This is a genomic window from Pseudomonas sp. (genome assembly GCF_033723075.1).
In the GTDB taxonomy this organism is placed as follows: Bacteria; Pseudomonadota; Gammaproteobacteria; order Pseudomonadales; family Pseudomonadaceae; genus Aquipseudomonas.
On sequence record NZ_JAWVXU010000015.1, the window covers coordinates 84,149 to 109,728 of the forward strand.

Here is a 25,580-nt window from a genome sequence, read left to right on the forward strand (position 1 = left end):
CCGGCTGGTTCAGGGCAGGGCCTCGCGCGGCTGGCGGATCTCGCGCTGGGCGATCCAGTATTCGAGCAGTTCGCGCAATTGCGAAAGTTCCACCGGCTTGGCCATGTGGCCGTCCATACCGGCCTGCCGGGCCCGTTCCTTGTGTTCGTTGAGGATATGCGCGGTCAATGCCACTACCGGGGTGCGCGGGCGCTGCTCGGCGGCTTCCCAGGCGCGCAGTTGTTCGGTGGCGGAGAAGCCGTCGAGCACCGGCATTTCGCAGTCCATCAGCACCAGGTCGTAGTGCTGCGCCTTCATCGCCTTGAGGGCTTCCTCGCCGTTGCTGGCGGTGTCCGGCTGCAGGTTGAGTTTGCCGAGCATGCCGCGGATCACTTTGGTCGAGATGCTGTTGTCTTCGGCGACCAGGATGCGGAAATCGCTCGGTACATCCAGCGGGGCGCTGACCAGGGTCGGCGTGAACGGCGAGCTGTCACCGCCGCGCTGGGACAGTTCATCGGCCAGGGTGGTTTTTAGGGTGTAGCCGGCTACCGGCTTGGCCAGGATGCGTTTGATTCCGGCATTGCGTGCGATGATTTTGCTCGGTGCATTGCTGATGCCGGTGAGCATGATCAGCAGAATGTCGTGATTGAGGCTGGGGTCTTCCTTGATTCTCGTCGCCAACTGCATGCCGGTCATGCCGGGCATGTCCTGGTCGAGCAGTACCACGTCGAAGTACTCACGCATGTGCGCCTTGGTGCGCAGCAGGGCCAGGGCTTCCTTGCCCGAGGGCACGGCGCTGACCTGCAGGCCCCAGCCATTGCATTGCTGCACCAGGACTTTGCGGCAGGTGTCGTTGTCATCCACCACCAGCAGGCGTGCGCCCTGCAGCGGACCATCGAGATCGGCGGTGGGCTGTTCGAGACGCTGGCTATCCAGGGGCAGGGTCAGCCACAGGGTCGAGCCCTGGGTCGTGCCGCTCTGGATGCCGAAATCGCCGTGCATCAGGCGCACCAGTTGGCGGGCGATGATCAGGCCGAGGCGGGCACCGAGCGTGGTCGCCGCGAGGAAGTCCTTGCTGTGCAGTTCGGCATTGAGCAGGGCATCGCGCTCGCTGGCCAGCAGCGGGCGGCCACTGTCCTGCACGGCGATGCGCAAGCGCGGCTGCTCGCCGCCGGTCTCAAGTGCCACGACCAGGAGGATTTCGCCTTCGTCGGTCTGCTTGAAGGCGTTGTCGAGCAGGCTCAGCAAGGTCTGGCGCAAACGCGTCGGGTCGCCGCTGATCACCCGTGGTACCTGGGGTTGCATGAAACTGATCAGTTCGACTTTCTGCTGCTCGGCCTTGGCGCGGAAGATGTCCAGGCAGTCCTCGATCAGCGCATTGAGGTCGAACTGCACGTCGTCCAGCTCGATCTGCCCGGATTCGAGCTTGGATATGTCGAGGATCTCGTTGATCAGGGACAGCAGTTCGTTGCCCGAACTGTGGATGGTCTGCACGTAATCGCGCTGCTTGGCCGACAGGGGGGTGCCGAGCAACAACTCGGTCATGCCCAGTACGCCGTTCATCGGTGTGCGGATCTCATGGCTGATCTTGGCGAGAAATTCGGCCTTGGTCCTGAGTTCGGCCGAGCTGGCGGCCAGTGCGGTGTGTTCGCTGAGGTTGGTACGCTGGATCTGTCGTTGCCGCTCGGCGAGCGAGAGGCTGAGGAAGATGCCGCCGAGAGTGGCGATGCCGAAGACGGCGATCACCAGCCAGCCGGGGTTGAGCTGGTCGAGGCCGAGCAGTATCGGGATGCAGGCGCTGAAGCCGAGGGTGAACACCAGCATGCCGACGACGATGAAGCGCGCGGGCTGATAACCGCCGTACCAGAGCCAGCTGGCTACCAGCAAGACGCTCAAGGTGCTGAGCAGGACCAGCAGGTAGATCAGGGTGCTGTGCCAGAGCAGGCCGGTGCTGGCGATCACCAGTGCGACGCCCAGGGTCAGCCCGGCGATGCCCTGCAGCAGGTGCTTGAGCCTGCCCGGCTGGGCCGGTATGTGCCGCATGAAACCGAGGCAGAAGGCCTGCAGGCAGAAGGCCGCCAGCAACGCCGACAAGTCGGCGACCAGCGACTGGTTGTAGCTCTGGCTGGGCACCCATACGGCAAACAGGCCGAGATTGGCCGCTGCACAGACCGCCAGGCCGGCATGCAGGGCGCTCAGCCACAGGCAGCAGGTGGCGCGGCTGTAGAAAAAACGGATGAGGTTATACAGGGTCAGCAGCAGCAGGCCGCCGAGCAGTGCACCGAAGACGTAGGCGGGTTTTTCCTGGGCCACCAGCCCGGCTTCGTCGATGATCTGGAACCAGGCCATCAACGGATGGTTCGAGGTCATGCGTACATAGGCCTCGCGGGGCTGGCCGTCGTTGGGCAGCGCCATCAGGTAGGCGCGGGAGTCGAGCGGTCGCGCACTCATCGGCCTGGATTCGCCGGTCCGGATTTCGCGCTCGAGAGTGCCATCGCGCAACAGGTGGTAGTCGAGGTACTGCACGCGCGGAGCGAAGATCCACAGCCAGCTCGGCTGCTGGTTGCGCGGCAGCTCGATATGCAGCCAGACGGCCTGCTCGCTGGGTGGGAAGGTGAAGGCCTGTTGGCTCAGGGGCTGGAACTGCTGGCGGCGTGCCCGCACATCCTCCAGGGTCAGCGAGGCACCCGGGTCGAGCAGATACGACCAGTGTCCGGGCTGGCCGTCAGCTGCGCCTGGTACGCTCTCGGCCATGGCGGTCGGCAACAGGCAGGCCATGAGCAAACCGATGAGTAGTCCTGTGGCAATCCTGAGCCCGCGCACGCTGAATTCCCTTTGAAAGATAAGTGGCCAGATTATAACCAAGCCGTTGTGTAGCGGAATATGGCCAGGATGGCCAGTCCAGACGCTGTGAAAACGACGGCTGGGCATGCCGCGTCGCCTGAATCGTGGTGCATTACTACCTGTAATGCCCGGCGCTTGATCAAGGTTCTGTGCCCGTTGTGCGCAAGCGCAGGGTGGGCTGGGCAGTGATCCGCTTTAGCCCACCCTTCGAAAGCGAGTTGCAACAGTTACCGGGTTCAGTCCACCGTTATGCCTCGCCGCGCTCGCGGGCAATCGCGCGGTAGCCGATGTCGCTGCGGTAGAAGCAGCCATTCCAGCGAATCTTCTGCGCCAGGCGGTAGGCCTGCTGCTGGGCGTCGGCCACGCTGGCGCCAATGGCCGTGGCGCAGAGTACCCGGCCGCCGGCGGTGACCACCTTGCCGTCCTTGAGTGCGGTACCGGCATGGAACACCTTGCCCTCCAGTGCGGCGGCATCGGCCAGGCCCTCGATCACCTCGCCCTTGGCGTAATCGCCCGGGTAGCCGCCGGCGGCCAGTACCACGCCGACCGTCGGACGCGGGTCCCAGCGCGCTTCGACCTTGTCCAGCGCCTGCGCCAGCGCGGCTTCGACCAGCAGCACCAGCGACGACTCCAGGCGCACCATGATCGGCTGGGTTTCCGGGTCGCCGAAGCGGCAGTTGAACTCGATGACTTTCGGCTTGCCGGCCTTGTCGATCATCAGCCCGGCGTAGAGGAAGCCGGTGTAGACGTTGCCTTCGCTGGCCATACCGTTGACGGTGGGGTAGATCACCTCGTCCATCACCCGCTGGTGCACCTCGGCGGTGACCACCGGTGCCGGCGAGTAGGCGCCCATGCCGCCGGTGTTGGGGCCGCTGTCGCCGTCGCCGACGCGCTTGTGGTCCTGGCTGGTGGCCATCGGCAATACGTTCTTGCCATCGACCATGACGATAAAGCTGGCTTCCTCGCCATCGAGGAACTCCTCGATCACCACCCGCGAGCCGGCTTCGCCGAAGGCATTGCCGGCGAGCATGTCGCGCACCGCGTCTTCGGCTTCGCCCAGGGTCATGGCGACTATTACGCCTTTGCCCGCGGCCAGACCGTCGGCCTTGATCACGATAGGCGCGCCGACCTTTTGCAGGTAGGCCAGGGCCGGCTCGACTTCGGTGAAGTTCTGGTAATCGGCGGTGGGGATCTTGTGGCGGGCGAGGAAGTCCTTGGTGAAGGCTTTCGAGCCTTCCAGCTGCGCCGCGCCGGCGCTCGGGCCGAAGACATCCAGCTTGCGCGCGCGGAACAGGTCGACCACGCCGGCAACCAGCGGCGCTTCCGGGCCGACGATGGTCAGTTGTACGTTCTTTTCTGCAAAGTCGGCGAGTTGCTCCAGGGCCAGCACGTCGATGGCGACGTTCTCGCACTTGGCTTCGGTGGCGGTACCGGCATTGCCCGGGGCGACGAAGACTTTGGCGACGCGCGGGTCTTGCGCGACTTTCCAGGCCAGCGCGTGCTCGCGCCCGCCGCTGCCGATGATCAGTACGTTCATGGGGTTCTCCTTATGGAGGCGGGCCCGGGGCCCGTTTGGTGGATAGGAAAAGCGCTATCCACCCTACGAAAGCGGTGTTGGGTATCGCTGCGCTCCACCCAACCTACGAAACAAATCTCGAGGTCGCAATGAAGCCGGTAGATGCAATGCGCTCTGGGTTTCGCCAAGCGGAGTTGCCGTCTGGCAATGAGCATTGGCGGAACCCAGGGCAACGCAGCAGATGCCGGTTTCAGTGCGGCCGTCAGTGACGGAAATGGCGCATGGAGGTGAACACCATGGCGATACCGGCCTCGTCGGCGGCGGCGATGACTTCCGCATCGCGCATCGAACCGCCCGGCTGGATCACCGCGGTGATGCCGTTGGCGGCGGCGTTGTCCAGGCCGTCGCGGAACGGGAAGAAGGCGTCGGAGGCCATGACCGAGCCGGCTACCTGCAGGCCGGCATGCTCGGCCTTGATCGCGGCGATTCGTGCGGAGTTGACACGGCTCATCTGGCCGGCGCCGACACCGATGGTCTGACGGTTCTTGGCGTAGACGATGGCGTTGGATTTGACGAACTTGGCCACCTTCCAGGCGAAGATCAGGTCGTGGATTTCCTGCTCGCTCGGTGCGCGCTTGGTCACCACTTTAAGGTCTTCGGCCTTGATCATGGCGATGTCGCGGCTCTGCACCAGCAGGCCGCCGTTGACGCGCTTGAAGTCCCAGCCAGCACTGCGCTCGGCCGGCCACTCGCCGCACTCGAGCAGGCGCACGTTGGCTTTGGCGGCCACTATTGCACGGGCTTCGGCGCTGATTTTAGGCGCGATGATCACTTCGACGAACTGGCGTTCGACGATGGCCTGGGCGGTGGCGCCATCCAGTTCGCGGTTGAAGGCGATGATGCCGCCGAAGGCTGATTCGGTGTCGGTGGCGTAGGCCAGCTCATAGGCCTGGCGGATGCCGCCTTCGCTGTCCAGGGCCACGGCCACGCCGCAGGGGTTGGCGTGCTTGACGATGACGCAGGCCGGCTTGACGAAGCTCTTCACGCATTCGAGGGCGGCGTCGGTGTCGGCAACGTTGTTGAACGACAGCTCCTTGCCTTGCAGCTGAACGGCGGTGGAGATGCTGGCTTCGCCCTTCTTCGCCTCCACGTAGAAGGCCGCGCTCTGGTGCGGGTTCTCGCCGTAGCGCATTTCCTGGGCCTTGACGAACTGGCTGTTGAAGGTGCGCGGGAAGGTGCCGCGGGCTTCGGTACTCAGGGTTTCGCGGCTCTGCTCGATGGTGCCCAGGTAGTTGGCGATCATGCCGTCATAGGCGGCGGTGTGCTCGAAGGCTTTCAAGGCCAGCTCGAAGCGCTGGGCGTAGGTCAGGCCGCCGGCTTTCAGCGAGTCGAGGATGCCGGCGTAGTCGGAAGCACTGACCACGATGGCCACGTCCTTGTGGTTCTTGGCCGCCGAGCGAACCATGGTCGGGCCGCCGATATCGATGTTCTCGATGGCGTCGGCCAGGTCGCAGTCAGGCTTGGCCACGGTGGCTTCGAAGGGGTAGAGGTTGACTGCCACCAGGTCGATCGGCTTGATGCCGTGCTGCTCCATCACCGCGCCGTCGAGGGCGCGACGGCCGAGGATGCCACCGTGGATCTTCGGGTGCAGGGTCTTGACCCGACCATCCATCATCTCAGGGAAACCGGTGTAGTCGGCCACTTCCACGGCGGCTACGCCGTTGTCCTTGAGCAGTTTGTAGGTGCCGCCGGTGGAGAGGATTTCCACATTCAGCGCGACGAGCTCACGGGCGAACTCGAGGATGCCGGTCTTGTCGGAAACGCTAATCAGGGCACGGCGGACGGGAAGGCGGGTGGTCTGGTCGGTCATTGCAGAGTCCATCAGAGCAGGGGAGTCAGCAAGAAGGGCGGCTCCCGATGGAGCGCCCTTCTCGGGTGAATAGGGTCAGAGCAGGTCGTACTGTTTGAGCTTCTTGCGCAGGGTGCCGCGATTCAGGCCGAGCAGCTCGGAGGCCTTGGTCTGGTTGCCCTTGACGTAGTTCATCACGGTTTCCAGCAGTGGCGCTTCCACTTCGCTGAGCACCAGGTTGTAGACGTCGGTGACGTCCGCGCCCTCGAGGTGGGCAAAATAGTTGTGCAGTGCTTTCTCGACACTGCCGCGCAGGGTTTGCCCTTCTTCGCTCGGTGTATTGAGGTGCTGTTTCAAGCTTGTGCTGTCGCTCACGGGAGCCATTTCAGTTCCTAAGGTCTCGGTCAACATCGTCATGCGGCCACCCCATCTCCATCATTTTGCCGTTCGCCGAAGAACTCGCGAACGTTGGTGTACTGCGCGTCCGTACTTTCCAGACGATTGAATCGGGCGCGGAACTCCCTGGCGCCCGGCAGGGTCGCGAGGTACCAGCCGACATGCTTGCGGGCGATGCGCACCCCCATCACCTCGCCATAGAACAGGTGCAGCTCGGCCAGATGCTCCAGCAGAATGCGTTCCACCTCGAACAGGCTCGGCGCCGCCAGATGCTGTCCTGTGCGCAGGTAGTGCTCGATCTCGCGGAAAATCCACGGCCGACCCTGGGCTGCCCGGCCGATCAACAGGCCGTCGGCACCGGTGGCGGCGAATACCGCCTTGGCCTTCTCCGGCGAATCGATGTCGCCATTGGCCAACACCGGAATCGACACCGCCTGCTTGATCGCGGCGATGGTGTCGTATTCGGCATTGCCGGTGTACAGGTCGGCGCGGGTGCGGCCATGCACGGCCAGCGCGACGATGCCGGCCTGCTCGGCGATTTTCGCCACCTCGATGCCGTTCTTGTTCTGCCGGTCCCAGCCGGTGCGGATCTTCAGGGTCACTGGTACATCCACTGCGGCGACCACCGCCTGCAGGATCTCGCGCACCAGCTCCTGATCTTTCAATAGCGCCGAGCCAGCGGCCTTGTTGCAGACCTTCTTGGCCGGGCAGCCCATATTGATGTCAATAATCTGCGCACCCAAGGCGACATTTCGTCGCGCCGCCTCGGCAAGCATCTGCGGGTCGCCACCGGCGATCTGTACCGAGCGTGGCTCGGGATCGTTTTGATGGATCAAGCGCAGGCTCGACTTGCGGGTGTTCCACAGGCGTACATCGCTGGTGACCATTTCCGAGACCACCATGCCTGCGCCCAAGCGCTTGCACAGCTGGCGAAATGGCCGGTCGGTGACTCCTGCCATGGGCGCGAGAATCAGCGAGTTGGGCAATGTGTAGGGGCCGATGGATAACGCCGACATGGGCTTGCGAGCTCAAGAGAGGTGCTGTAGAGACCAATGGGAGACTGCAAAAGGGTGGGAATCATACCCGCTCTGGATGACCGGATAAAGGCTGTTTTGAACAAATTCTGAGCAGTTGCTGGCTTATAGCCATGGGTTCGATCGGCCCCCCGCAGGCGCGGGCAAAGCCGATGAGTCCCATAAGTTATAAGCCGTAGCGGCAAGTAAGAGCGAAAAGCCTTGAGGGGCTCGGGCGGCGCCACGCCCTGATCCGCTTAAAGTTTGGCCTTACTCCGGCGAGTGGAAGCTCAGGCTGTAGTTCACCGCCTGGGTGCCCGGGTCGAGAATATCCAGAGACACGTGAATCGGTGTCTGCGGCGGCATTTCTGCCTGCCCGGCCAGTTCGCCGGCGAGGTACTCGCTGGGTTTGAAGCGGCGACTGGCCAGTAGTCGACCATTGATGTCGGCAAAACGCATTTCCAACAAGGGGAATGGCTGGGTGAAGGGCGCACGGTTATACAGGATTGCATCGACGACCAGGGCGCCGCTGAACTCCGGATGGCTGCGCACCACCAGGTTGCTGCTTTTGATCTGGTCGATATCGACCTTGGACGGCAAGGTGCAACCCATGAGCGGACAGAGTCGCTCGAACCAGGGGCGGTATTGATCCTGGCGTGCCAGTTCGTCGAAGTTGTAGTGGATGTGCTGAGCGGCCAGGGCCGTCGCGGCCAGCAGGTTCAGCAAGCCCCAGCCGAGCCAGCGCCCCCAGGGCTTGCGCGGCGGTTGCCAGTCCAGTTGCAGCGGTTCGTCGTCCAGTTCGAACAGGTGTTCGTCGCGCAGGCCGGGCTCGCTGCGAGCCGTTCTTCTATCGGGCTGGTGCGGCGCGGTGGGAGCTGGCTGTTGCTCGTCCGGCGCGTCCAGGGCGTCCGGGTCGATATCAGGGGCGTCGCGCTGGGCACTCAAGCGCGGTTCGTTCAGCGTCGGCTCCTGATCGTCCGCGTCCAGTGCGCTCAGCGTAAATGGCTGTAGGTCGCGAGCGGTTTCATTTACCGCTGTGTCTGGCGGCGTTGTTACCGGCATGTCGTCCGGCGGAGTCGGGGGCTTGGGCGAGGTTCCGGCCGGGGCGGGTGAGGCGGGGGGCTGGGGTGAGTCTTCTTGCAGGAGAGCCTCGGCCCAGGCTTCGTCATGGCCTTCGGTATCCGCCGGTGCGAGGAAGGTGTCGGCATGCTCGGGTGCCTGGTTCAGCGCGAGGAACTGTTGCGACAGCTGATGTTCCTGCTCTTCCAGCTTGGCCAGTTCCTCGTCGAGGTCGAGGTCGTCGAGATCCAGGTCGTCGTGAATCCATAGCGTATCGCTATCGCTATCGCTATCGCTCTGCGGGGCGGTTTGTTCGGGCCTTGCGGCGGGGGTGCTCAGCGCAGGCGCCGAGGGTGTCGACGGTGGAGTGCTCCCAGGCAGTTGTTGTCCCTGTTCGAGCAGTTGCTGCGCCGCATTGAATATGTGCAGGCAGGCTCCGCAGCGCACGGCGCCGCGGGCGGCGCCTAACTGCATGAGGCTCACGCGAAAGCTGGTGCGGCAATGGGGGCACTGGGTGACGAAACTTTCGGTCATGCGACGATCCGGCGGCCTGCAATCAGGTGAGACAACGCGATTAGTCTAACGCAAGTGCCTGAACAAGCGGCAATGCGTGGGCTAGCGCTGATAGGTTGTGAAGAAACGCTCGCCTGCTGCGGCCGCCTGGAGACGGTCTCGCGATGGCGCTCGATATGTTCACGGCCTCCGAATACCGCTGATGCGCACCCAGCCGTCCTTCTCCGCAGTCGGGTCGAGCGCGAAGGCCTCGCTGTAGGCCGCGCGTACTTCCTCGGCTTGCTCGGCGAGAATGCCCGACAGGGCCAGGCGTCCGCCGGTTTTTACCAGGCTGGTGATCTGCGCTGCCAGGGCCACCAGCGGCCCGGCGAGGATATTGGCCACCACCACGTCCGCCTGCTGCTGCGGCAGGTCGGCCGGCAGGTAGAGCGGGAAGCGCGCCGGGTCGATGCCGTTGCGCCCGGCATTGTCGCGTGATGCTTCCAGGGCCTGCGGGTCGATGTCGGTGCCAACCGCCTGGGGGGCGCCGAGGAGCAGGGCGGCGATGGCCAGGATCCCGGAACCGCAGCCGAAATCCAGCACGTCGCAGTGGCTCAGGTCCTGGCCGTCGAGCCACTCCAGGCACAGGGCGGTGGTCGGGTGGGTGCCGGTGCCGAACGCCAGACCGGGATCGAGCAGCAGGTTGACGGCGTCCGGTTCGGGTGCGGCATGCCAGCTGGGCACTATCCACAGGCGTTGGCCGAAGCGCATGGGGTGGAAGTTGTCCATCCAGCTGCGTTCCCAATCCTGATCGGCAATCACCTCGGCCTGGTGCTCGGGCAGTTCTGCGCCGGTGAGCAATTGCAGGTGGGCGAATACCGCGTCGGCCTGGGTGTCGGCCTCGAACAGGGCGAGCAGGTGGGTGTGCGACCACAGCGGGGTGGTGCCCAGGTCCGGCTCGAAAATCGGCTGGTCTTCGGCGTCCATAAAGGTTACCGACACGGCACCCACTTCCAGCAGGGCGTCTTCGTAGGTTTCTGCCTGATCCGGGGTGATGGCGAGACGGACTTGTAACCAGGGCATGGGAAACCTCGTGAGCGCTGCGGCGTGATGGTGCAATTGGCCGCGCAGCTTACTTGAAGCGGTGGTCCGGCTGCCACTGCCGCGCCGCGCAGAAACGACAAGGGCCGCCCAATGGCAGCCCTTGTCGAGACTCTAGTCATGATCTTGTGCGCTAGAGCGAGGCTGCTTTTAACGCAGTATCGCCGACGCACAGCAGTTCATGGGATCAGTGCTTATCCATACCCAGTTTCTTTTCCAGGTAATGGATATTCACGCCACCTTTGCAGAAGCCCTTGTCGCGCACCAGGTCGCGGTGCAGCGGCACGTTGGTCTTGATGCCGTCGACGACGATCTCGTCCAGGGCGTTGCGCATGCGGGCCAGGGCCTCTTCGCGGGTCGCGCCGTAGGTGATCAGCTTGCCGATCAGCGAGTCGTAGTGCGGCGGCACGGTGTAGCCGCTGTACAGGTGCGAATCGACCCGCACGCCATTGCCGCCAGGGGCATGGAAGTGCTTGACCTTGCCCGGGCAGGGCATGAAGTTGTCCGGGTCTTCGGCGTTGATCCGGCATTCCAGGGAATGGCCGCGGATCACCACGTCCTCCTGGGTAAACGACAGCTTGTTGCCAGCGGCGATGCTGAGCATCTCCTTGACGATGTCGATGCCGGTGACCATTTCCGAAACCGGGTGCTCGACCTGGACGCGGGTGTTCATCTCGATGAAGTAGAAATTGCCGTCTTCATAGAGGAACTCGAAGGTGCCGGCGCCACGATAACCGATCTCGATGCAGGCATCGACGCAGCGCTTGAGCACTTCGGCGCGGGACTTCTCGTTGATGAACGGGGCCGGCGCTTCTTCCAGCACCTTCTGGTGACGGCGCTGCAGCGAGCAGTCGCGGTCACCCAGGTGGATGGCATGACCCTGGCCGTCGGACAGCACCTGGACTTCCACGTGACGTGGGTTGCCGAGGAACTTCTCCAGGTAGACCATCGGGTTGCCGAACACCGAACCGGCTTCGCTGCGGGTCAGCTTGGCCGATTTGATCAGGTCTTCCTCCTTGTGCACCACGCGCATGCCGCGACCACCGCCGCCACCAGCGGCCTTGATGATCACCGGATAGCCGACGTCACGGGCAATCGCCAGGGCGACTTCCTCGTCTTCCGGTAGTGGGCCGTCGGAGCCGGGGACTACGGGCACGCCGGCGCGCTTCATGGCGTCCTTGGCCGATACCTTGTCGCCCATCAGGCGAATGGTGGCAGCTGTTGGGCCGATAAAGGCGAAGCCGGAATTTTCCACCTGTTCGGCGAAGTCGGCGTTTTCCGCGAGGAAGCCGTAGCCCGGGTGGATCGCCGTGGCGCCGGTCACTTCGGCGGCGCTGATGATCGCTGGAATATTCAGGTAGGACAGGGCGCCGGACGCCGGGCCGATACACACCGATTCATCGGCCAGGCCCAGGTGCATCAACTCGCGGTCGGCGGTGGAGTGCACCGCGACGGTCTTGATGCCCAGCTCTTTGCACGCGCGCAAGACGCGCAAGGCGATCTCGCCGCGGTTGGCGATCAGAACTTTTTCCAACATCGCAGGCTCTCCGCGCTTCAAACGATGGTGAACAGGGGCTGATCGTATTCCACCGGCTGGCCGTTTTCGCCCAGGATGGATTCGATGGTGCCACTGCTCTCGGCCTCGATGTGGTTCATCATCTTCATTGCTTCGACGATGCAGAGGATGTCGCCTTTCTTCACGCTCGAACCGACTTCAACGAAGTTGCCCGAAGTTGGCGAGGCGGCGCGGAAGAAGGTGCCGACCATCGGCGAGCGCACCACGGTGCCGTTCAGCTTGGCGGCAGCCGGAGCGGCGGCTTCGGCGGCGGCAACGGGAGCGGCGGGCGCTACCGGTGCTGGCTGCGGGGCGTACATGGGTTGCTGGGCGTAGGTCGGTTGCTTGCCGTGACGGCTGATACGCACGGACTCTTCGCCTTCGCGAATCTCCAGCTCGTCGATGCCGGATTCTTCCAGCAGTTCGATCAGTTTCTTGACTTTACGTATATCCATAGTGGCTCAACTCCCAGTGAGGTCAGGGTTGTTCAAGTTGTTCGAGCGCGGCCTCCAGGGCCAGCCGGTAACCGCTGGCGCCAAGACCGCTGATCACCCCTACGGCAACATCGGAAAAGTAGGAGTGATGGCGGAAAACTTCGCGTTTGTGCACGTTGGACAGGTGCACTTCGATGAATGGGATGCTCACCGCCAGCAATGCGTCACGTAATGCGACGCTGGTATGGGTGAAAGCGGCGGGATTGATCAGGATAAAGTCGACACCTTCGCCTTTTGCGGCGTGAATGCGCTCGATCAGCTCGTACTCGGCATTGCTTTGCAGGTAGAGCAGATGATGACCGGCCTCGCGGGCGCGGCGCTCCAGGTCGAGGTTGATCTGTTCCAGAGTGGTCGCGCCATAGACGCCCGGTTCGCGGGTGCCCAGCAGATTCAGGTTGGGGCCGTGCAGCACCAGTAGGGTGGCCATGATCCGGTGTTCCTTGTTGATTGCACTGCCGGACTATGCCGGAGACGGCGCAAGGCTGTCTAGTTGCCTGCAATAGTCGACACGATGGCGGTAGTTTGCGTCATTCATGTGACTGGGAGCGTTAGAAACGTTCGCTTGCCTGGTCCAGGCGAGCGGCGAAGGCTGGTGCGTCGATTTCGCCGACCACCCGCAGATCCTGCCATTCGTCGCCCTTGGCATCGAACAGCAGGAGCGCCGGGGGGCCGAACAGTTGGTAGCGATCGAGCAGGGCACGCTGGGCCGGGTTGCTTTCGGTGATATCGAAGCGTACCAGGCGGTAGTCGCCCAGCTGGCTGGCGACTGGCGCGGCGGTGAGTACTTCGCGCTCGATCACCTTGCAGCTGATGCACCAGTCGGCATACCAGTCGAGCAGCAGGGGTTTGCCGGCGCGCTGCGCGGCGGCAAAGGCGGCATCCAGTTCGGCGGGGCTGCTGACGGTCTGCCAGCTGCTCGACTGCACTTGTTCACCTGCGTTGCCGGCCAGCGGCATGCGCCCGAGCGGGCGCAAGGGGTCGTCCTGACCTTGCAGGGCGCCGGTCCAGGCGGCCAGGGCATAGACCAGCAGCACCAGGCCGGCCAGCTGGCCGAGTTTCTGCTTGTGGGTCTTCGGGCCGAGTTCCAGGGCGCCGAGAAACAGCGCGACGCCACCGGCGAGCAGGCCCCACAGGGCCAGTGCCAGCTGCCCCGGCAGCACCCGTTCGAGCAACCACACGGCGACTGCCAGGAGCAATACGCCGAAGGCGTTGCGTACGCCAAGCATCCAGGTGCCCGACTTCGGCAGCAGGGCGCCGCCACCGGTGGCGAACAGCACCAGTGGTGCGCCCATGCCCAGGCCCAGGGCGAACAGTTTCAGGCCGCCGCCCAAGGCATCGCCGCTGGCGCTGATATACAGCAGGGCGCCGGCCAGGGGGGCCGACACGCAGGGCGACACCAGCAGGCTGGAGAGCACGCCGAGCAGGGCTGCATTGGCGTGGGAGCCGCCGCGGGTCTTGCCGGCCAGGCGGTCCAGCGGCTCGCTGAAGCGGCGTGGCAGGCGCAGTTCGTAGACGCCGAACATGGCCAGGGCGAACAAGGCGAAGAAGGCCGCGAAGGGCACCAGAATCCACGCCGACTGCAGGCGCGCCTGCAGGTTGAGGCCGGCACCGAACACCCCCATCAGCGCGCCAAGCACGGCGAAACAGAGGGCCATCGGCAGCACATAAGCCAGTGACAGGCTGAAGCTGCGCAGTCCACCCACCTGGCCACGCAGCACCACGCCGGAGAGGATCGGCAGCATCGGCAGCACGCAAGGGGTAAAGGTCAGGCCCAGCCCGGCGAGGAAGAACAGCGCCAGGTCGCCCCAGCTCCAGCTATTGCCTGGGGTGCCCGGCGTACCGGCTGTGGCGCCGGCGTCGGACAGGCCACCGGCAATCTTCAGCTGTTCGGTTTCCGGTGGGTAGCACAGGCCCTTGTCGGCGCAGCCCTGGTAGCTGACGTTGAGGTTGAACGGGAGGTTGTCCGGGTTATCCAGCGGCAACTCGACATCCAGCACGCCGTAGTACACCTCGACATCGCCGAAGTACTCGTCGAACTTCGCCTCGCCGGCCGGCAGTCGTGCGGCGCCCAGGCCGATGTCGGCAGGCTCGCTGCTGAATTGGAAGCGGTGCTTGTAGAGGTAGTAGCCCTCGGCGGCGACGAAGCGCAGGGTGATCGACTCGGCCGAGCTGTCGACCAGGCTCAGCTGGAACGCCTCGCGCACGGGGAGGAAGTCGGCACTGTTGTTCAGCGGTGCGCCCAGCGGCGCCGGGGCTGGGCGGCTGTCGAACAGGCCGGCGCCAGCGGGCAGGGCAACCAGCAGCAGGATCAGGCAGAGCAAACGGCGCATGGCGGTCTCGCGGGTCGGAAGTGCCTGCATCATAAACCAAGCCTGCGCCCTGACGTCAGGGCGCAGCCTGTAAGCGGGCTTGTCAGGCGTACCAATGGCCTGTAATCAGGCCTGTTCGCCGCGCCTGCGACAGATGGCCGCGGCTGGTCTGTCCGGCGCCTCGCCGGCTCCGTTACAGGCGAAACGCCTGGACCGCCGTGTGCAGTTGGCCACCCACCTGCAGCAACCGATCGCCTTGCTGGCGGCCTTCGCCGATGCGTACCAGGTTGTCGCCGCCGAGCTGGTGGATGCGCTCGCTGTGGCCGCGGATCTCGCTGACCGCGCCGCTCTGCTGGGCGGTGGCGTCGGCGATGCGCTCGGCCATGCTGGCGATGGTGCGAATCGCCGCGATGATTTCGTCCAGCGCACCATCGGCCGCCTCGGCTTGGCCGGCGCTGGCCTGGGCGTGTTCGACCTGGGTCCGCATGGCGCTGACGGATTGTCGCGCGGCCTGCTGCAGGCGGCCGATCAGGTCCTGGATTTCTGCCGTGGCGCCGCTGGTGCGCTGCGACAGCGAGCGCACCTCGTCGGCGACTACGGCGAAACCGCGTCCCGCTTCGCCGGCGCGGGCCGCTTCGATGGCGGCGTTGAGGGCCAGTAGGTTGGTTTGCTCGGCGATGCCGCGGATCACCGTCAGCACATTGCCGATGGTGGCGGTTTCCTCGGCCAGGCGTTCGATGGCCTGGGCGTTGCCCTGCACTTCGCCGACCAGCGCATGCAGTCCGCTGAGGCTCTGGCCGATCACTTGCTGGCCCTGTTCCAGGGCACGGTCGGCGTCGCGGCTGGCATCGGCGGCCTGGCTGGCATCGCCGGCGACTTGCTGGATGGTTGCCTCCAGATCGCCGAGGGCATCGCGAATCTGTGCGGTATCGCCGGCCTGGCGTTCGGCGCCGGCATGCAGGCCGCCGCTGAGGTCGGCCAGGGTGCGGCTGGAACCGGCAACCTGTTCGGCATGCAGGCGAATGCTGCCAACAAGGTCGACCAGGTAGGCGCGCAGGCGATTCAGCGATGCCTCGATGTCGCACAGTTCGCGGGTGCGTGAGCCGAGTGTGATGTCCTCGGCGAAATCGCCCTGGGCCCAGGCCGACAGCGCCGGGACCAGGTGGTTGAGGACCTTGGTCAGGCGCCGTTGAATGGTATCGATGACCAGGGCGATCAGCAGGATCAGGCCGATCATCAGGCCCTGGAGCAGGCGCACTTCGGCCTGAATCCGGCCGTGCTCGGCGCGCACGGCCGGCTCCAGGGTGGCGAGGGCCTGTTGCACGCGGTCGACCTGGCTGCGGGTGGCGCTGGCCAGGGCGGTGCGCCGTTCGATCAGGTCGCGGGTGCGCTGCAGTTCGCTCGGGTAACGCTTGATCAGGCTGGCAAGATCGCGTTTGAGGGCGATGCCGCGGTCTTCTGTCGGCGTACTGTCGCTGTCGCCGGCCAGGCCCAGTAGAGCGGAAAAGGCATCGCTGCCGGAGCTGCTGTCATCGGCGACGCCGAGCAAGGGCAAGGCATCCAGGGCTTGTGACTGCAGGCCGAGTGCTGCCAGTTCGCGTTCGACGTCGCCGGCCAGTTCGCTGCGTCCACTGCTGACCAGCTTTTCGCGGGCGTGGGCCAGGCGGGTCAGGTGCTGGGCCGCAACAAACAATGGCTGGCGGTATGAGCTTGCCGCAGTACTGGTGGCGCTGTCGGCATACTGCGCCAGTTGCTCCAGGGCGCTGGCCATCTCGCGCTCGGCCTGCACCAGCAAGCCCTGTGGGTCGCCTGCCAGCTTGCCGGCAGCAAGTAGCTGGTTGGCGCTGAAACTTTGCAGTTCGGCCAGGCTGGGACGCACCCCCTCGGCCAGTTGTGGCGGCAGCTCGGCAATCACGGGAGCCAGGTCTTCCAAGGCCTGGAGCGCCGCGCTGTGCTGCAGGGCGTCACCGCTGCCAAGGTAGCCAAGGATGTTGCGCGCCGCCTCCCGCTGGAACTGCTGGGACAGACTCAGGTAGCGCTCCATCAGCAGGTAGGGGCGCTCCAGGGCGCGCTGCGACCACCAGAGGGTGGCGGCCAGCGCCACGCAGACGGTGACCAGCAGCAGGCTATTGAGGTTGGTAAGTGATTTCAGGCGCATAGGACTCGACCGCAGACGGAAGGGTGCTGGCGTGCGTCCGATGAGGTTCGGGCGCGATCGCTATGTCGCTGAAGTTATTGCGTTTTCATGACAGGTTGATGACGCCTGAGGCCGGCGACAATTGTGCGGCGCACCGAAATGGCGGCGGGATGCGTAGGCGCGGGGGTGACGCCTAGTCCCATACCTGCGAAGTCATTTCTCGGGCATGGGCTAGGCGCCCGCGCCTCTCCTGCGGTATGACGTTCGTCCAGGGTGTCAGGTCCTGTATCGCGGAATCGGAGCAGATTAGGCCGGGGCCATTACCGACTGGTACACCTCGACCCGGTTGCGCCCGCCGTGCTTGGCCACATAGAGCGCCTCGTCGGCGTGCTGGGTCAGGGTTTGGCTGCTGGTATCGCCTTGCAGTTGGGCGATGCCGCAACTGAAGGTGCAGGACAGGTCCAGCGGCTGCGCCGGGTAGCGGATCTCGGCGAAGCGCTGGCGGATCTCGTCGAGTACCTGCCGGGCGGCCTGGGCGCCGGTATTGGGCATGATCACGGCGAATTCTTCGCCGCCGTAGCGGCCGATGTGGTCGCTCTTGCGCAGGCGCTGCTTGAGGAACAGGGCCAGGCCCTTGATGACCCGGTCGCCCATGGGGTGGCCATAGGTGTCGTTGACCTTCTTGAAGAAGTCGATGTCGAGCATGGCGAAGCTCAGCGGTTGCTGGTCGCGCTGGGCGCGGAAACGGGCATCTTCGAGCAATTGCAGGGTGTGGGTGTGGTTGTACAGGCCGGTGAGGCTGTCGCGCACCATGCGTGCCTTGAGGTTGCGTGCACGGGCGGCGCGGTTGCGCACGGTGGAGATCAGATGGCGTGGCTTGATCGGTTTGGTGAGGAAGTCGTCGCCGCCTTCGCTCATGGCGTCGAGTTGCTTGTCGAGATCGTCTTCGGCAGACAGGTAGATGATCGGCACGCTCACATAGCGGTCGTTGTGGCGTATCACCTTGGCCAGTTCGGTGCCGCTGCACTCGGGCATGTACATATCGAGGATGATCAGGTCGGGCTGGAATTCGGCCAGCTCGGTCATCGCCTGAATCGGCTCGATCAGCGTGCGGGTGAGGATTCCGGCACTGTTGAGGGCTCGCTCGGTATAGGTGGCCTGGGCGCGTGAGTCGTCGACGATCAGTACCCTGTAGGGCTCGTACTGCGCCACATGGGTGAGGACTTCGATGCGTTCGAGCAGGCTGGAGGCGTCCAGCGTGCCGGTGAAAAACTCCTGACCGCCGGCGCGCACCGCCGCCAGGCGGGTCGGCGTGTCGGTGTCCTGGTGGCTATAGAACAACAGGGGGATTTTCGCTTCCAGCTCTTGCTGCATCGCCTGGGCCAGTTGCAAGCCGGCTCCGGGGCCGGAGAAGTCCACTTCCATGAGGATGGCGGCCGGGTGACGTTCGAGCATCGCCGAGCGGAAGGCGTTGGCCGTGTCCAGCGCTTGCGCGGTCATGCCGAAGTACTCCAGCTGCTGCGCCAGGCGCTCGGCCCGGTCGGGGTGCTGCAGGGCCAGGTACACCGGTTTGCGCAGCGGCGGCAGGGCGGTCTGCTCGAAGCTGTCGCCGCGGCGCAGTCCGGTACGCGACAGGCGCTGCAGGAGCTGGTTGAGCTGGCTGATCAGGTCGCTGTTGAGGCGCCCGCGATTGTCCGCGACCGCCTGCAGGCAATGGCCGATGCCTTGCGCCAGCTGAAGGTGCTCGGCCTGCTCGAAGCGCTCGGCATAGCGTTGCAGCAGCAGCGTGGCCTCGCGCAGTTCATGCATGCCGCGCTCGTTCCACTCGTTGCGCTGCAGGCGCTGCCAGACTTCCAGTATTTGCCGCGCCTGATGGATCACGCGCTGGGCGAAGTGCTGCTTGAGGCGGTCGCGACTGGGGTCTTCGTGCTCGGTCATGGCCCGGATTCCATTTGGGGCGGCGGAAGCTGTCTGCCGTGGTGGCGCCATGCTATCACTGCTGGTTTGGCCAGCAGTACCGCCGATCTGTCAGCGTGAGCCTTCGGTCACATTGGCCGCTGCGCGGGCCAGGAGTTTCAGCGTTGCGAAGTTGCTCGCCAGCGCTGCGCATCGACCTGTGCTTCATTTATAGTGCGAAGCTATTGCGCAACCTTGGGTCTCGCAGCCTGTCAGACTTAGGACTGTCCTACTGCGGAAAGCCACTTGCTTTAGGTCGATGGGGGCATTATCTGCGCGCTTTTTCGTTGAATAGAGCAACTATTCGTGGGGCGGCCTCCCGTCGCAAAAGCGCGCAAACACTGCCTCAAACCGAGATGTCGGAGCACGGACTTTCCTTCGTGACTGACGCCAACGTCCGACAGGACTGCCAGGGTTGTGGTCGAACAGCCAAATGCTTTAGATGAAAGGACACTGCCATGCTGGATTGGAAAAAACGCACTGCAGGCGCGCGCGACAGCGTCGATGACTCCGTTGGCAACGTGCGCAGTTATCTCGGAGGCGGCTGGCTCAGGCGCACAGTGGGTGGCTTGCTCGGCCTCTACCTGTTGCTGGCGCTAATCGTCGGCTGGTACTGGAGCCAGGAACCGGAACAGTTTTCGGTGCAGCAGCTCGCCGAGGAGGCGGCGCAAGGCGCGCAGCACCAGATGGTCAATGGCTACACCACGGCGGCCACCCTCAAGCATGTCGCCAGCACCTTGCTGGACAAACCGGGTGGTTACCTGGCCAACGACCTCGCCCCGCCGGGGTTGTGGCTGGACAACATGCCGAGCTGGGAGTACGGCGTGCTGGTGCAGGTGCGTGACATGGCGCGCGCCATGCGCAAGGATTTCGCCCGTTCGCAGTCGCAATCCACCGAAGACGCGGACCTGGCCAAGGCCGAGCCGCGCTTCCATTTCGACAACAAGAGCTGGGCGCTGCCGGCATCCGAGGCGGAATACCGTGAAGCGATCAGGTCTCTGGAGCGCTACATGGCGCGTCTGGGCGGTTCGGGTCAGTCGGGTGCGAAGTTCTATACCCGAGCCGATAACCTCAACGCCTGGCTGGGCGATGCCGCGACCCGTCTGGGTTCGCTGTCGCAGCGCCTGTCTGCCAGCGTCGGTCAGGTGCGCCTGAACACCGATGTCGCTCTGCAAGACGTGGTCGAAGGCCAGGCGGTGCAGGTCAATGAGGGCACTTACGAGACGCCGTGGATGCAGATCGACAATGTGTTCTACGAAGCCCGCGGCCAGGCCTGGGCGCTCTCCCATCTGTTGCGTGCCATCGAAGTGGATTTCGCCGATGTGCTGGCGAAGAAGAATGCCACCGTCAGCGTGCGGCAAATCATCCGCGAGCTGGAGGCCGCCCAGGAAACCCTGTGGAGTCCGATGATCCTCAACGGCAGTGGCTATGGTCTGCTGGCCAATCATTCGCTGGTGATGGCCAACTATATTTCGCGGGCCAACGCCGGGCTCATCGATCTGCGTCAACTGCTGTCGCAGGGCTAGCCAATGGTTATTTCCGACGCCGAGGCGGCCCATCGCGCCGCCTCCGATGCCGAGCTGATCGCCTGGGTCGACGAGCAGGATCGGCCGCTGGGTGGTGTGCTGCGCGCCGAGTTGCGCGAGCGCCGGCTGATCGGCCGGGGCACCTACATCCTGTTGTTCAATTCGGCCGGTGAGCTCTGTGTGCACCGGCGTACCCTGAGCAAGGCGCTGTACCCGGGCTACTGGGATGTGGCCGCCGGCGGCATGGTGCTGGAGGGCGAGAGTTACGCCGAGTCTGCTGAGCGCGAGCTGGCCGAGGAGTTGGGTATCGAGGATGTGCTGCTGGTCGAGCACGCGCATTTTCTCTATGACGCGCCGGAAAGCCGTCTGTGGTGCAGGGCTTACTCGGCGGTGTCCGATGCGCCGCTGGTACTGCAGCCGGAGGAAGTGCTGGAGGCGCGGTTCATGTCCATCGACGAGGCCTTGGCCGATACCAGGCGCAAGCCCTACTGCCCCGACTCGCTGGCGGCGCTCGAGCGTTATCTGAGCGCTATTGGGGCGAAGGGGTAGATAGTTGGCGGTTGCGTACAGGCTGTCGCATGGCGTCGCCGATCCATCGATCAATGGCGCACTTTGCTCTTAGCATCCGCGCGCTTTGCCGTTACACTGCGCGCCCTCCAAGCCCGAGCCGTCCAGCTCGGGTGCGCCGCCCCTGCCAGAGTGGGGCTTCGCGGTCGATGTCTATCGGCCAGTCGCTATCCTGACCCCACATGAGGAAAAGCCGGTGGTCAAGAAAGCTTCGTCATTCGCCGCCCTGAGCGGCCTGGTGTATTCCACCGACAGCGGCCGGCATTGCCCGGATTGCGCTCAGCCGGTGGATGCCTGCATCTGCAAGAACTCCCCGATCCCCGAAGGTGACGGCATCGCCCGCGTGCGCCGCGAAACCAAAGGCCGTGGCGGCAAGACGGTGACCACCGTCACTGGCGTGGCCCTGGCCGAAGAGCCGTTGAAAGACTTGGCCAGTGCCCTGAAGAAGCGCTGCGGCTGTGGCGGCTCGTTGAAGGACGGGGTGATCGAGATTCAGGGTGATCACGTCGAACTGCTGATCGCCGAGCTGCTCAAGCACGGTTTCAAAGCCAAGAAGTCCGGCGGCTGATCCAGTCTTTTCTAAACTTCCTCAGCTGACCCCCGGTCACAGCTGAGTAATCGTCATTTCCAGACTTTAATCTGTACGGGCCCCGGTCGATCCGGAGCTTCAATCGCCAGCAAGGGAGACCTCGATGTCCGCACGACGCACACGCAAAGACGACGGCAGCCAGTGGACAGTAGCGGACAGTCGCAGCGTCTACGGTATTCGCCATTGGGGCGCGGGTTATTTCGCGATCAATGACCAGGGCCGCGTCGAGGTACGTCCGAACGGTCCCGAGAGCACGCCGATCGACCTGTTCGAACAGGTCGAGGAGTTGCGCCAGAGCGGCCTAAGCCTGCCGCTGCTGGTGCGTTTCCCGGACATCCTGCAGGACCGCGTGCGCCAGTTGACCGGCGCCTTCGACGCCAATATCGCCCGTCTCGAGTACCAGAGCCGCTACACCGCGCTCTACCCGATCAAGGTCAATCAGCAGGAGGCGGTGATCGAGAACATCATCGCCACCCAGAACGTCTCCATCGGCCTGGAGGCCGGCTCCAAGCCCGAGCTGCTGGCCGTGCTGGCGCTGGCGCCGAAGGGCGGCACCATCGTCTGCAACGGCTACAAGGATCGCGAGTTCATCAAGCTGGCGCTGATGGGGCAGAAGCTCGGCCACAACGTGTTCATCGTCATCGAGAAGGAGTCCGAGGTGCAGTTGGTGATCGAGGAGGCGGCCGAACTCAAGGTCGCCCCGCAGATCGGCCTGCGCGTGCGCCTGTCGTCGCTGGCCTCCTCGAAGTGGGCGGACACCGGCGGCGAGAAATCCAAGTTTGGCCTGTCCGCGGCGCAACTGTTGTCGGTGGTCGAACGCTTCCGGGTTGCCGGGCTGGACCAGGGCATCCGCCTGCTGCACTTCCATATGGGCTCGCAGATCGCGAATCTGGCCGACTACCAGCACGGCTTCAAGGAAGCCATCCGCTATTACGGCGAGCTGCGCGGCCTGGGTCTGCCGGTCGATCATATCGATGTCGGCGGCGGTCTGGGTGTCGACTACGACGGCACCCACTCGCGCAACGCCAGCTCGATCAACTACGACATGGATGACTACGCCGGCGTGGTGGTCGGCATGTTGAAAGAGTTCTGCGATGCCCAGGAGCTGCCGCATCCGCACATCTTCTCCGAGAGCGGCCGCTCGCTGACCGCGCACCACGCCATGCTGGTGGTGCAGGTCACCGACGTGGAGAAACACAACGACCAGATCCCCAAGATCGAAGATGCCACCAGCCTGCCGGAAACCGTGCAATACCTGGTTGAGCTGCTCGGCCCGACCGATATCGAGATGGTCACCGAGACCTACTGGCGCGCTACTCATTACATGAGCGATATCGCCAGTCAGTATGCCGATGGCAAGATCGGCCTGACCGATAAGGCCCTGGGCGAACAGTGCTATTTCGCCCTGTGCCGGCGCCTGTACAACTCGCTCAAAGCTCGCCAGCGCTCGCACCGTCAAGTGCTCGACGAGCTCAACGACAAGCTGGCCGACAAGTACATCTGCAACTTCTCGGTATTCCAGAGCCTGCCCGACACCTGGGCCATCGGCCAGGTGCTGCCGATCCTGCCGCTTAACCGCCTGGACGAAGAACCCATGCGCCGTGCGGTGCTGCAGGACCTGACCTGCGACTCAGACGGCAAGATCCGTCAGTACGTCGACGAGCAGAGCATCGAAACCAGCCTACCGGTGCACGAAGTGCGCGAGGGTGAGGACTATCTGCTGGGCATCTTCCTGGTCGGCGCCTACCAGGAAATTCTCGGCGACATGCACAACCTGTTCGGTGACACCGACTCGGTGAACATCTACCAGAACCCCAACGGCAGCGTGTACCACGCCGGTATCGAGACCCACGACACCATCGAAGACATGCTGCGCTACGTGCACCTGTCACCGGAGGAGTTGATGACCCACTACCGCGACAAGGTCGCCAGCGCCAAGATCAGCCCTCGCGAGCGTACCCAGTTCCTCGACGCCCTGCGCCTGGGCCTGACCCGCTCGTCCTACCTGTCGTCCTGATGCGCAACCCTCGAGTCGCGCAGTTTCTGTAGCCTGGATGAAATCCGGGAGCGGTTTGCCAGGCGCTGGATTTCCCCGGATTGCATCGCAGGCTGCGAAGCCGCTCCATGGGCTGTCGTAGGGTGCGCCATGCGCACCGGGGCAGTGCTGATGCTTAGGCTGCGCGTGGACAGCTGTTCATGCTCAGCCAATCACCCCGAAGCCGCGCGTCATCAGCGCGGCCAGCAGCGGCAGGATCAGCAACAGCAGCAACTCCAGGCGGATAGTCATGATCACCAGCCTGCCCAGGCGGGCGCTGACCTGCGGTACCCGGCCGGCTTGCAGGTCGTTGCGCCAGTTGAAGAAGACCAGGGTCGGCAGGATCGACAGCAGGCCGACCAGGATAAACAGGCCGAGCTTGGCATGGAACAGGCTGTTGTGCAGGTAGTAGGCCAGCCCCTTGCCGTACCAGACCAGGCGCGCGGCGCCGCTGGCCAGCACCAGGCCGGCGCTGAGTCCGTAGGCGATGTCGAGGCGCATCAGGCTGCGCGCGCGATCGAGATCCAGCGGCAGCTTGAACAGGCGGTGTTCGAGGGTCAGCAGGGCGAACAGCAGAATGATCGACAGGTAATGCAGGTAGGCGGCAATGGCTTCGGCCATGGTGGATTCCTTTCGGGTTGTGCTCGAGTCGGTTGCGCTCAGTCGGCGGGCCGCGTGCAGCGCGCGGGCATCGCGCCGAACCAGCGATCATCGCGGGTCAGGCGGTAAGCATAGGCGCCGAGACTCAGGCTGCGCAGCGCCATGAAACTCAGAAAGGCCAGCCACAGGCCGTGATTGCCCAGCGGTTGCAGCCACCAGCCCAGCGCCAGCCCCGGCAGCAGTGCAAGCAGCATGGCATCGCGCATCTCCCGCGCCCGGGTGGCGCCGATAAACAGGCCGTCGAGCAGGTAGCTCCACACCGCCAGCAGCGGCAGCAGCGCCAGGTAGGGCAGGTAGTCGAGGGCCAGGGCACGCACCGGGGCGATATCGGTTTGCAGGATGATGAACCAGTGACCGCCGAGCAGGAAGAACAGGGCGAAGCCGAGGCTGGCCAGCAGCGACCAGGCGCCGGCGACGATCAGGCTGCGCCGCAGCGCGTTGCGGTCGCCGGCGCCGAGGGCATGGCCGCACAGCGCCTCTACCGCATGGGCCAGACCGTCGAGGGCGTGGGCGGTGAGCAGCAGGCCATTGAGCAACAGGGCGTTGGCCGCCACCGTGGCATCGCCGAGGCGGGTGCCCTGCACGGTGACCAGGAAGAACACCCCTTGCAGCGCCAGGGTGCGGATAAAAATATCCCGATTGACTGCCAGCAGCGGCCGCCAGCTCGGCCAGCGGCGCAGCGCCGGCCAGTCGACCCGCCCGGCAAAACGCTGCAGGGCGCTGCGCGCCAGCCACAAACCAAGCAGCGCCCCACTCCATTCGGCGATCACCGAAGCCCAGGCCGCGCCGGCCACGCCCCAGTGCAAACCGAGCACGAACAGCAAATCCAGCGCCACATTGAGCAGGTTGGTGGTCAGCAGGATCGCCAGCGGCCCGCGGGCGTTCTGGGTGCCGAGCAGCCAGCCGATCAGGGCGTAGGTGGCCAGCGCCGCGGGCAGGCCGAGCAGACGGATCTGCAGGTAGCTGCGAGCCAGGGCATCCAGTTCCGCCGAGGGTTGCATCAGGCTCAGCGCCACCGTACTGAACGGCCACGCCAGCAGGATCAGCAGCACGGCCAGCAGTGCGCCGAGCAGCAGGCCTTGCAGCAACACCTGGCGCAACGCGCTGCCATCTTCACGGCCGGCGGCCTGGGCGGCGAAGCCGGTGGTGCCCATGCGCAGGAATCCCACGGCCCAGGTCAGCAGGGTATACAGGCTGCCGCCGACCGCCACCGCCGCCAGTTGATGGGCATGGGGCAAATGGCCGACCACTGCGCTGTCGACCAGGGCCACCAGCGGCACCGAGAGGTTGGAAAGGATCATCGGCGCAGCCAGGGCCCAGACTCGTTTGTGGGTCGGCGCGTGCTGCCAGGCATCGAGCAGTGCGGGCATGGGGCCTCCGGAAAAGCGCGATTATAGGCACGGAGCACGCGGGGGCGGGCCCGATAGTGCATTTTCGACTAAGTCCGAGGCGTCATAGCAGCAAGCGTTTCTTAGCCCGAGCGCAGCGTGGAGATCGGGCCGC

At 64.6% G+C, this 25,580-nt stretch carries 19 protein-coding genes; 4 read left to right on the forward strand and 15 right to left on the reverse strand.

Annotation, left to right across the window (positions count from 1 at the left end; genetic code table 11):
* Positions 1 to 9 precede the first annotated feature (9 nt).
* The 13 genes from R3355_RS17685 to R3355_RS17745 all read right to left on the reverse strand — a co-directional run bounded on the left by R3355_RS17685 (position 10) and on the right by R3355_RS17745 (position 18,682).
* Positions 10 to 2,757, reverse strand: a complete 2,748-nt coding sequence (locus R3355_RS17685) for a hybrid sensor histidine kinase/response regulator (RefSeq protein ID WP_318962386.1) — start codon at positions 2,755 to 2,757, stop codon at positions 10 to 12.
* A gap of 313 nt (positions 2,758 to 3,070) precedes the next feature.
* Complete coding sequence (gene purD / locus R3355_RS17690; RefSeq protein ID WP_318962387.1) at positions 3,071 to 4,360, reverse strand: phosphoribosylamine--glycine ligase; 1,290 nt, start codon at positions 4,358 to 4,360, stop codon at positions 3,071 to 3,073.
* Between the two features lie 241 nt (positions 4,361 to 4,601).
* Complete coding sequence (gene purH, locus R3355_RS17695) at positions 4,602 to 6,209, reverse strand: bifunctional phosphoribosylaminoimidazolecarboxamide formyltransferase/IMP cyclohydrolase (protein ID WP_318962388.1); 1,608 nt, start codon at positions 6,207 to 6,209, stop codon at positions 4,602 to 4,604.
* Between the two features lie 75 nt (positions 6,210 to 6,284).
* Positions 6,285 to 6,605: a DNA-binding transcriptional regulator Fis gene (gene fis / locus R3355_RS17700; protein WP_090501637.1), complete on the reverse strand. Its 321-nt coding sequence runs from the start codon at positions 6,603 to 6,605 to the stop codon at positions 6,285 to 6,287.
* Positions 6,602 to 7,600: a tRNA dihydrouridine synthase DusB gene (dusB, locus tag R3355_RS17705; RefSeq protein WP_318962389.1), complete on the reverse strand. Its 999-nt coding sequence runs from the start codon at positions 7,598 to 7,600 to the stop codon at positions 6,602 to 6,604. The genes fis and dusB overlap by 4 nt, the downstream gene beginning before the upstream one ends.
* A gap of 267 nt (positions 7,601 to 7,867) precedes the next feature.
* The gene (locus tag R3355_RS17710) at positions 7,868 to 9,190 is read right to left on the reverse strand and encodes a DUF3426 domain-containing protein (RefSeq protein ID WP_318962390.1); all 1,323 of its coding nucleotides are present in this window, start codon (positions 9,188 to 9,190) and stop codon (positions 7,868 to 7,870) included.
* Positions 9,191 to 9,349: 159 nt separating this feature from the next.
* Positions 9,350 to 10,231: a 50S ribosomal protein L11 methyltransferase gene (gene prmA, locus R3355_RS17715; RefSeq protein ID WP_318948774.1), complete on the reverse strand. Its 882-nt coding sequence runs from the start codon at positions 10,229 to 10,231 to the stop codon at positions 9,350 to 9,352.
* 205 nt (positions 10,232 to 10,436) lie between these two features.
* The gene (accC, locus tag R3355_RS17720; RefSeq protein WP_318948775.1) at positions 10,437 to 11,786 is read right to left on the reverse strand and encodes an acetyl-CoA carboxylase biotin carboxylase subunit; all 1,350 of its coding nucleotides are present in this window, start codon (positions 11,784 to 11,786) and stop codon (positions 10,437 to 10,439) included.
* Between the two features lie 17 nt (positions 11,787 to 11,803).
* Complete coding sequence (gene accB, locus R3355_RS17725) at positions 11,804 to 12,259, reverse strand: acetyl-CoA carboxylase biotin carboxyl carrier protein (protein WP_318962391.1); 456 nt, start codon at positions 12,257 to 12,259, stop codon at positions 11,804 to 11,806.
* 22 nt (positions 12,260 to 12,281) lie between these two features.
* On the reverse strand, positions 12,282 to 12,725 hold the full coding sequence (gene aroQ / locus R3355_RS17730; RefSeq protein ID WP_318962392.1) for a type II 3-dehydroquinate dehydratase: 444 nt from the start codon (positions 12,723 to 12,725) through the stop codon (positions 12,282 to 12,284).
* 121 nt (positions 12,726 to 12,846) lie between these two features.
* Positions 12,847 to 14,628: a protein-disulfide reductase DsbD gene (gene dsbD / locus R3355_RS17735; protein ID WP_318962449.1), complete on the reverse strand. Its 1,782-nt coding sequence runs from the start codon at positions 14,626 to 14,628 to the stop codon at positions 12,847 to 12,849.
* 172 nt (positions 14,629 to 14,800) lie between these two features.
* A complete protein-coding gene (locus tag R3355_RS17740; protein WP_318962393.1) occupies positions 14,801 to 16,765 on the reverse strand; it encodes a methyl-accepting chemotaxis protein in 1,965 nt (654 codons plus the stop codon).
* 285 nt (positions 16,766 to 17,050) lie between these two features.
* Positions 17,051 to 18,682 (reverse strand): PleD family two-component system response regulator, encoded by a 1,632-nt coding sequence (locus R3355_RS17745; protein ID WP_318962394.1) that lies wholly within the window; start codon positions 18,680 to 18,682, stop codon positions 17,051 to 17,053.
* Between the two features lie 476 nt (positions 18,683 to 19,158).
* Between R3355_RS17745 and R3355_RS17750 the strand changes: the two genes are divergently transcribed.
* The 4 genes from R3355_RS17750 (at position 19,159) to speA (ending at position 23,399) form a co-directional block, all read left to right on the forward strand.
* Positions 19,159 to 20,226, forward strand: a complete 1,068-nt coding sequence (locus tag R3355_RS17750) for a DUF2333 family protein (RefSeq protein ID WP_318962395.1) — start codon at positions 19,159 to 19,161, stop codon at positions 20,224 to 20,226.
* A gap of 3 nt (positions 20,227 to 20,229) precedes the next feature.
* Positions 20,230 to 20,775 carry an NUDIX hydrolase gene (locus R3355_RS17755; RefSeq protein ID WP_318949130.1) on the forward strand — a complete coding sequence of 182 codons (546 nt, stop codon included), beginning with the start codon at positions 20,230 to 20,232 and terminating at the stop codon, positions 20,773 to 20,775.
* A 214-nt stretch (positions 20,776 to 20,989) separates the two neighbouring features.
* The gene (locus R3355_RS17760; RefSeq protein ID WP_318949146.1) at positions 20,990 to 21,361 is read left to right on the forward strand and encodes a translation initiation factor Sui1; all 372 of its coding nucleotides are present in this window, start codon (positions 20,990 to 20,992) and stop codon (positions 21,359 to 21,361) included.
* A gap of 124 nt (positions 21,362 to 21,485) precedes the next feature.
* Entirely contained in the window at positions 21,486 to 23,399 is a 1,914-nt protein-coding gene (gene speA, locus R3355_RS17765) for an arginine decarboxylase (RefSeq protein WP_318962396.1), read from the forward strand.
* Positions 23,400 to 23,582: 183 nt separating this feature from the next.
* Here the strand turns inward: speA and R3355_RS17770 are convergent, their stop codons facing one another.
* Together R3355_RS17770 and R3355_RS17775 are read right to left on the reverse strand one after the other, a co-directional pair.
* Positions 23,583 to 24,038, reverse strand: coding sequence for a DUF2214 family protein (locus tag R3355_RS17770; protein ID WP_318962397.1), 456 nt, complete (start codon positions 24,036 to 24,038; stop codon positions 23,583 to 23,585).
* A gap of 38 nt (positions 24,039 to 24,076) precedes the next feature.
* Complete coding sequence (locus R3355_RS17775) at positions 24,077 to 25,447, reverse strand: MATE family efflux transporter (RefSeq protein WP_318962398.1); 1,371 nt, start codon at positions 25,445 to 25,447, stop codon at positions 24,077 to 24,079.
* Positions 25,448 to 25,580: the final 133 nt, after the last annotated feature.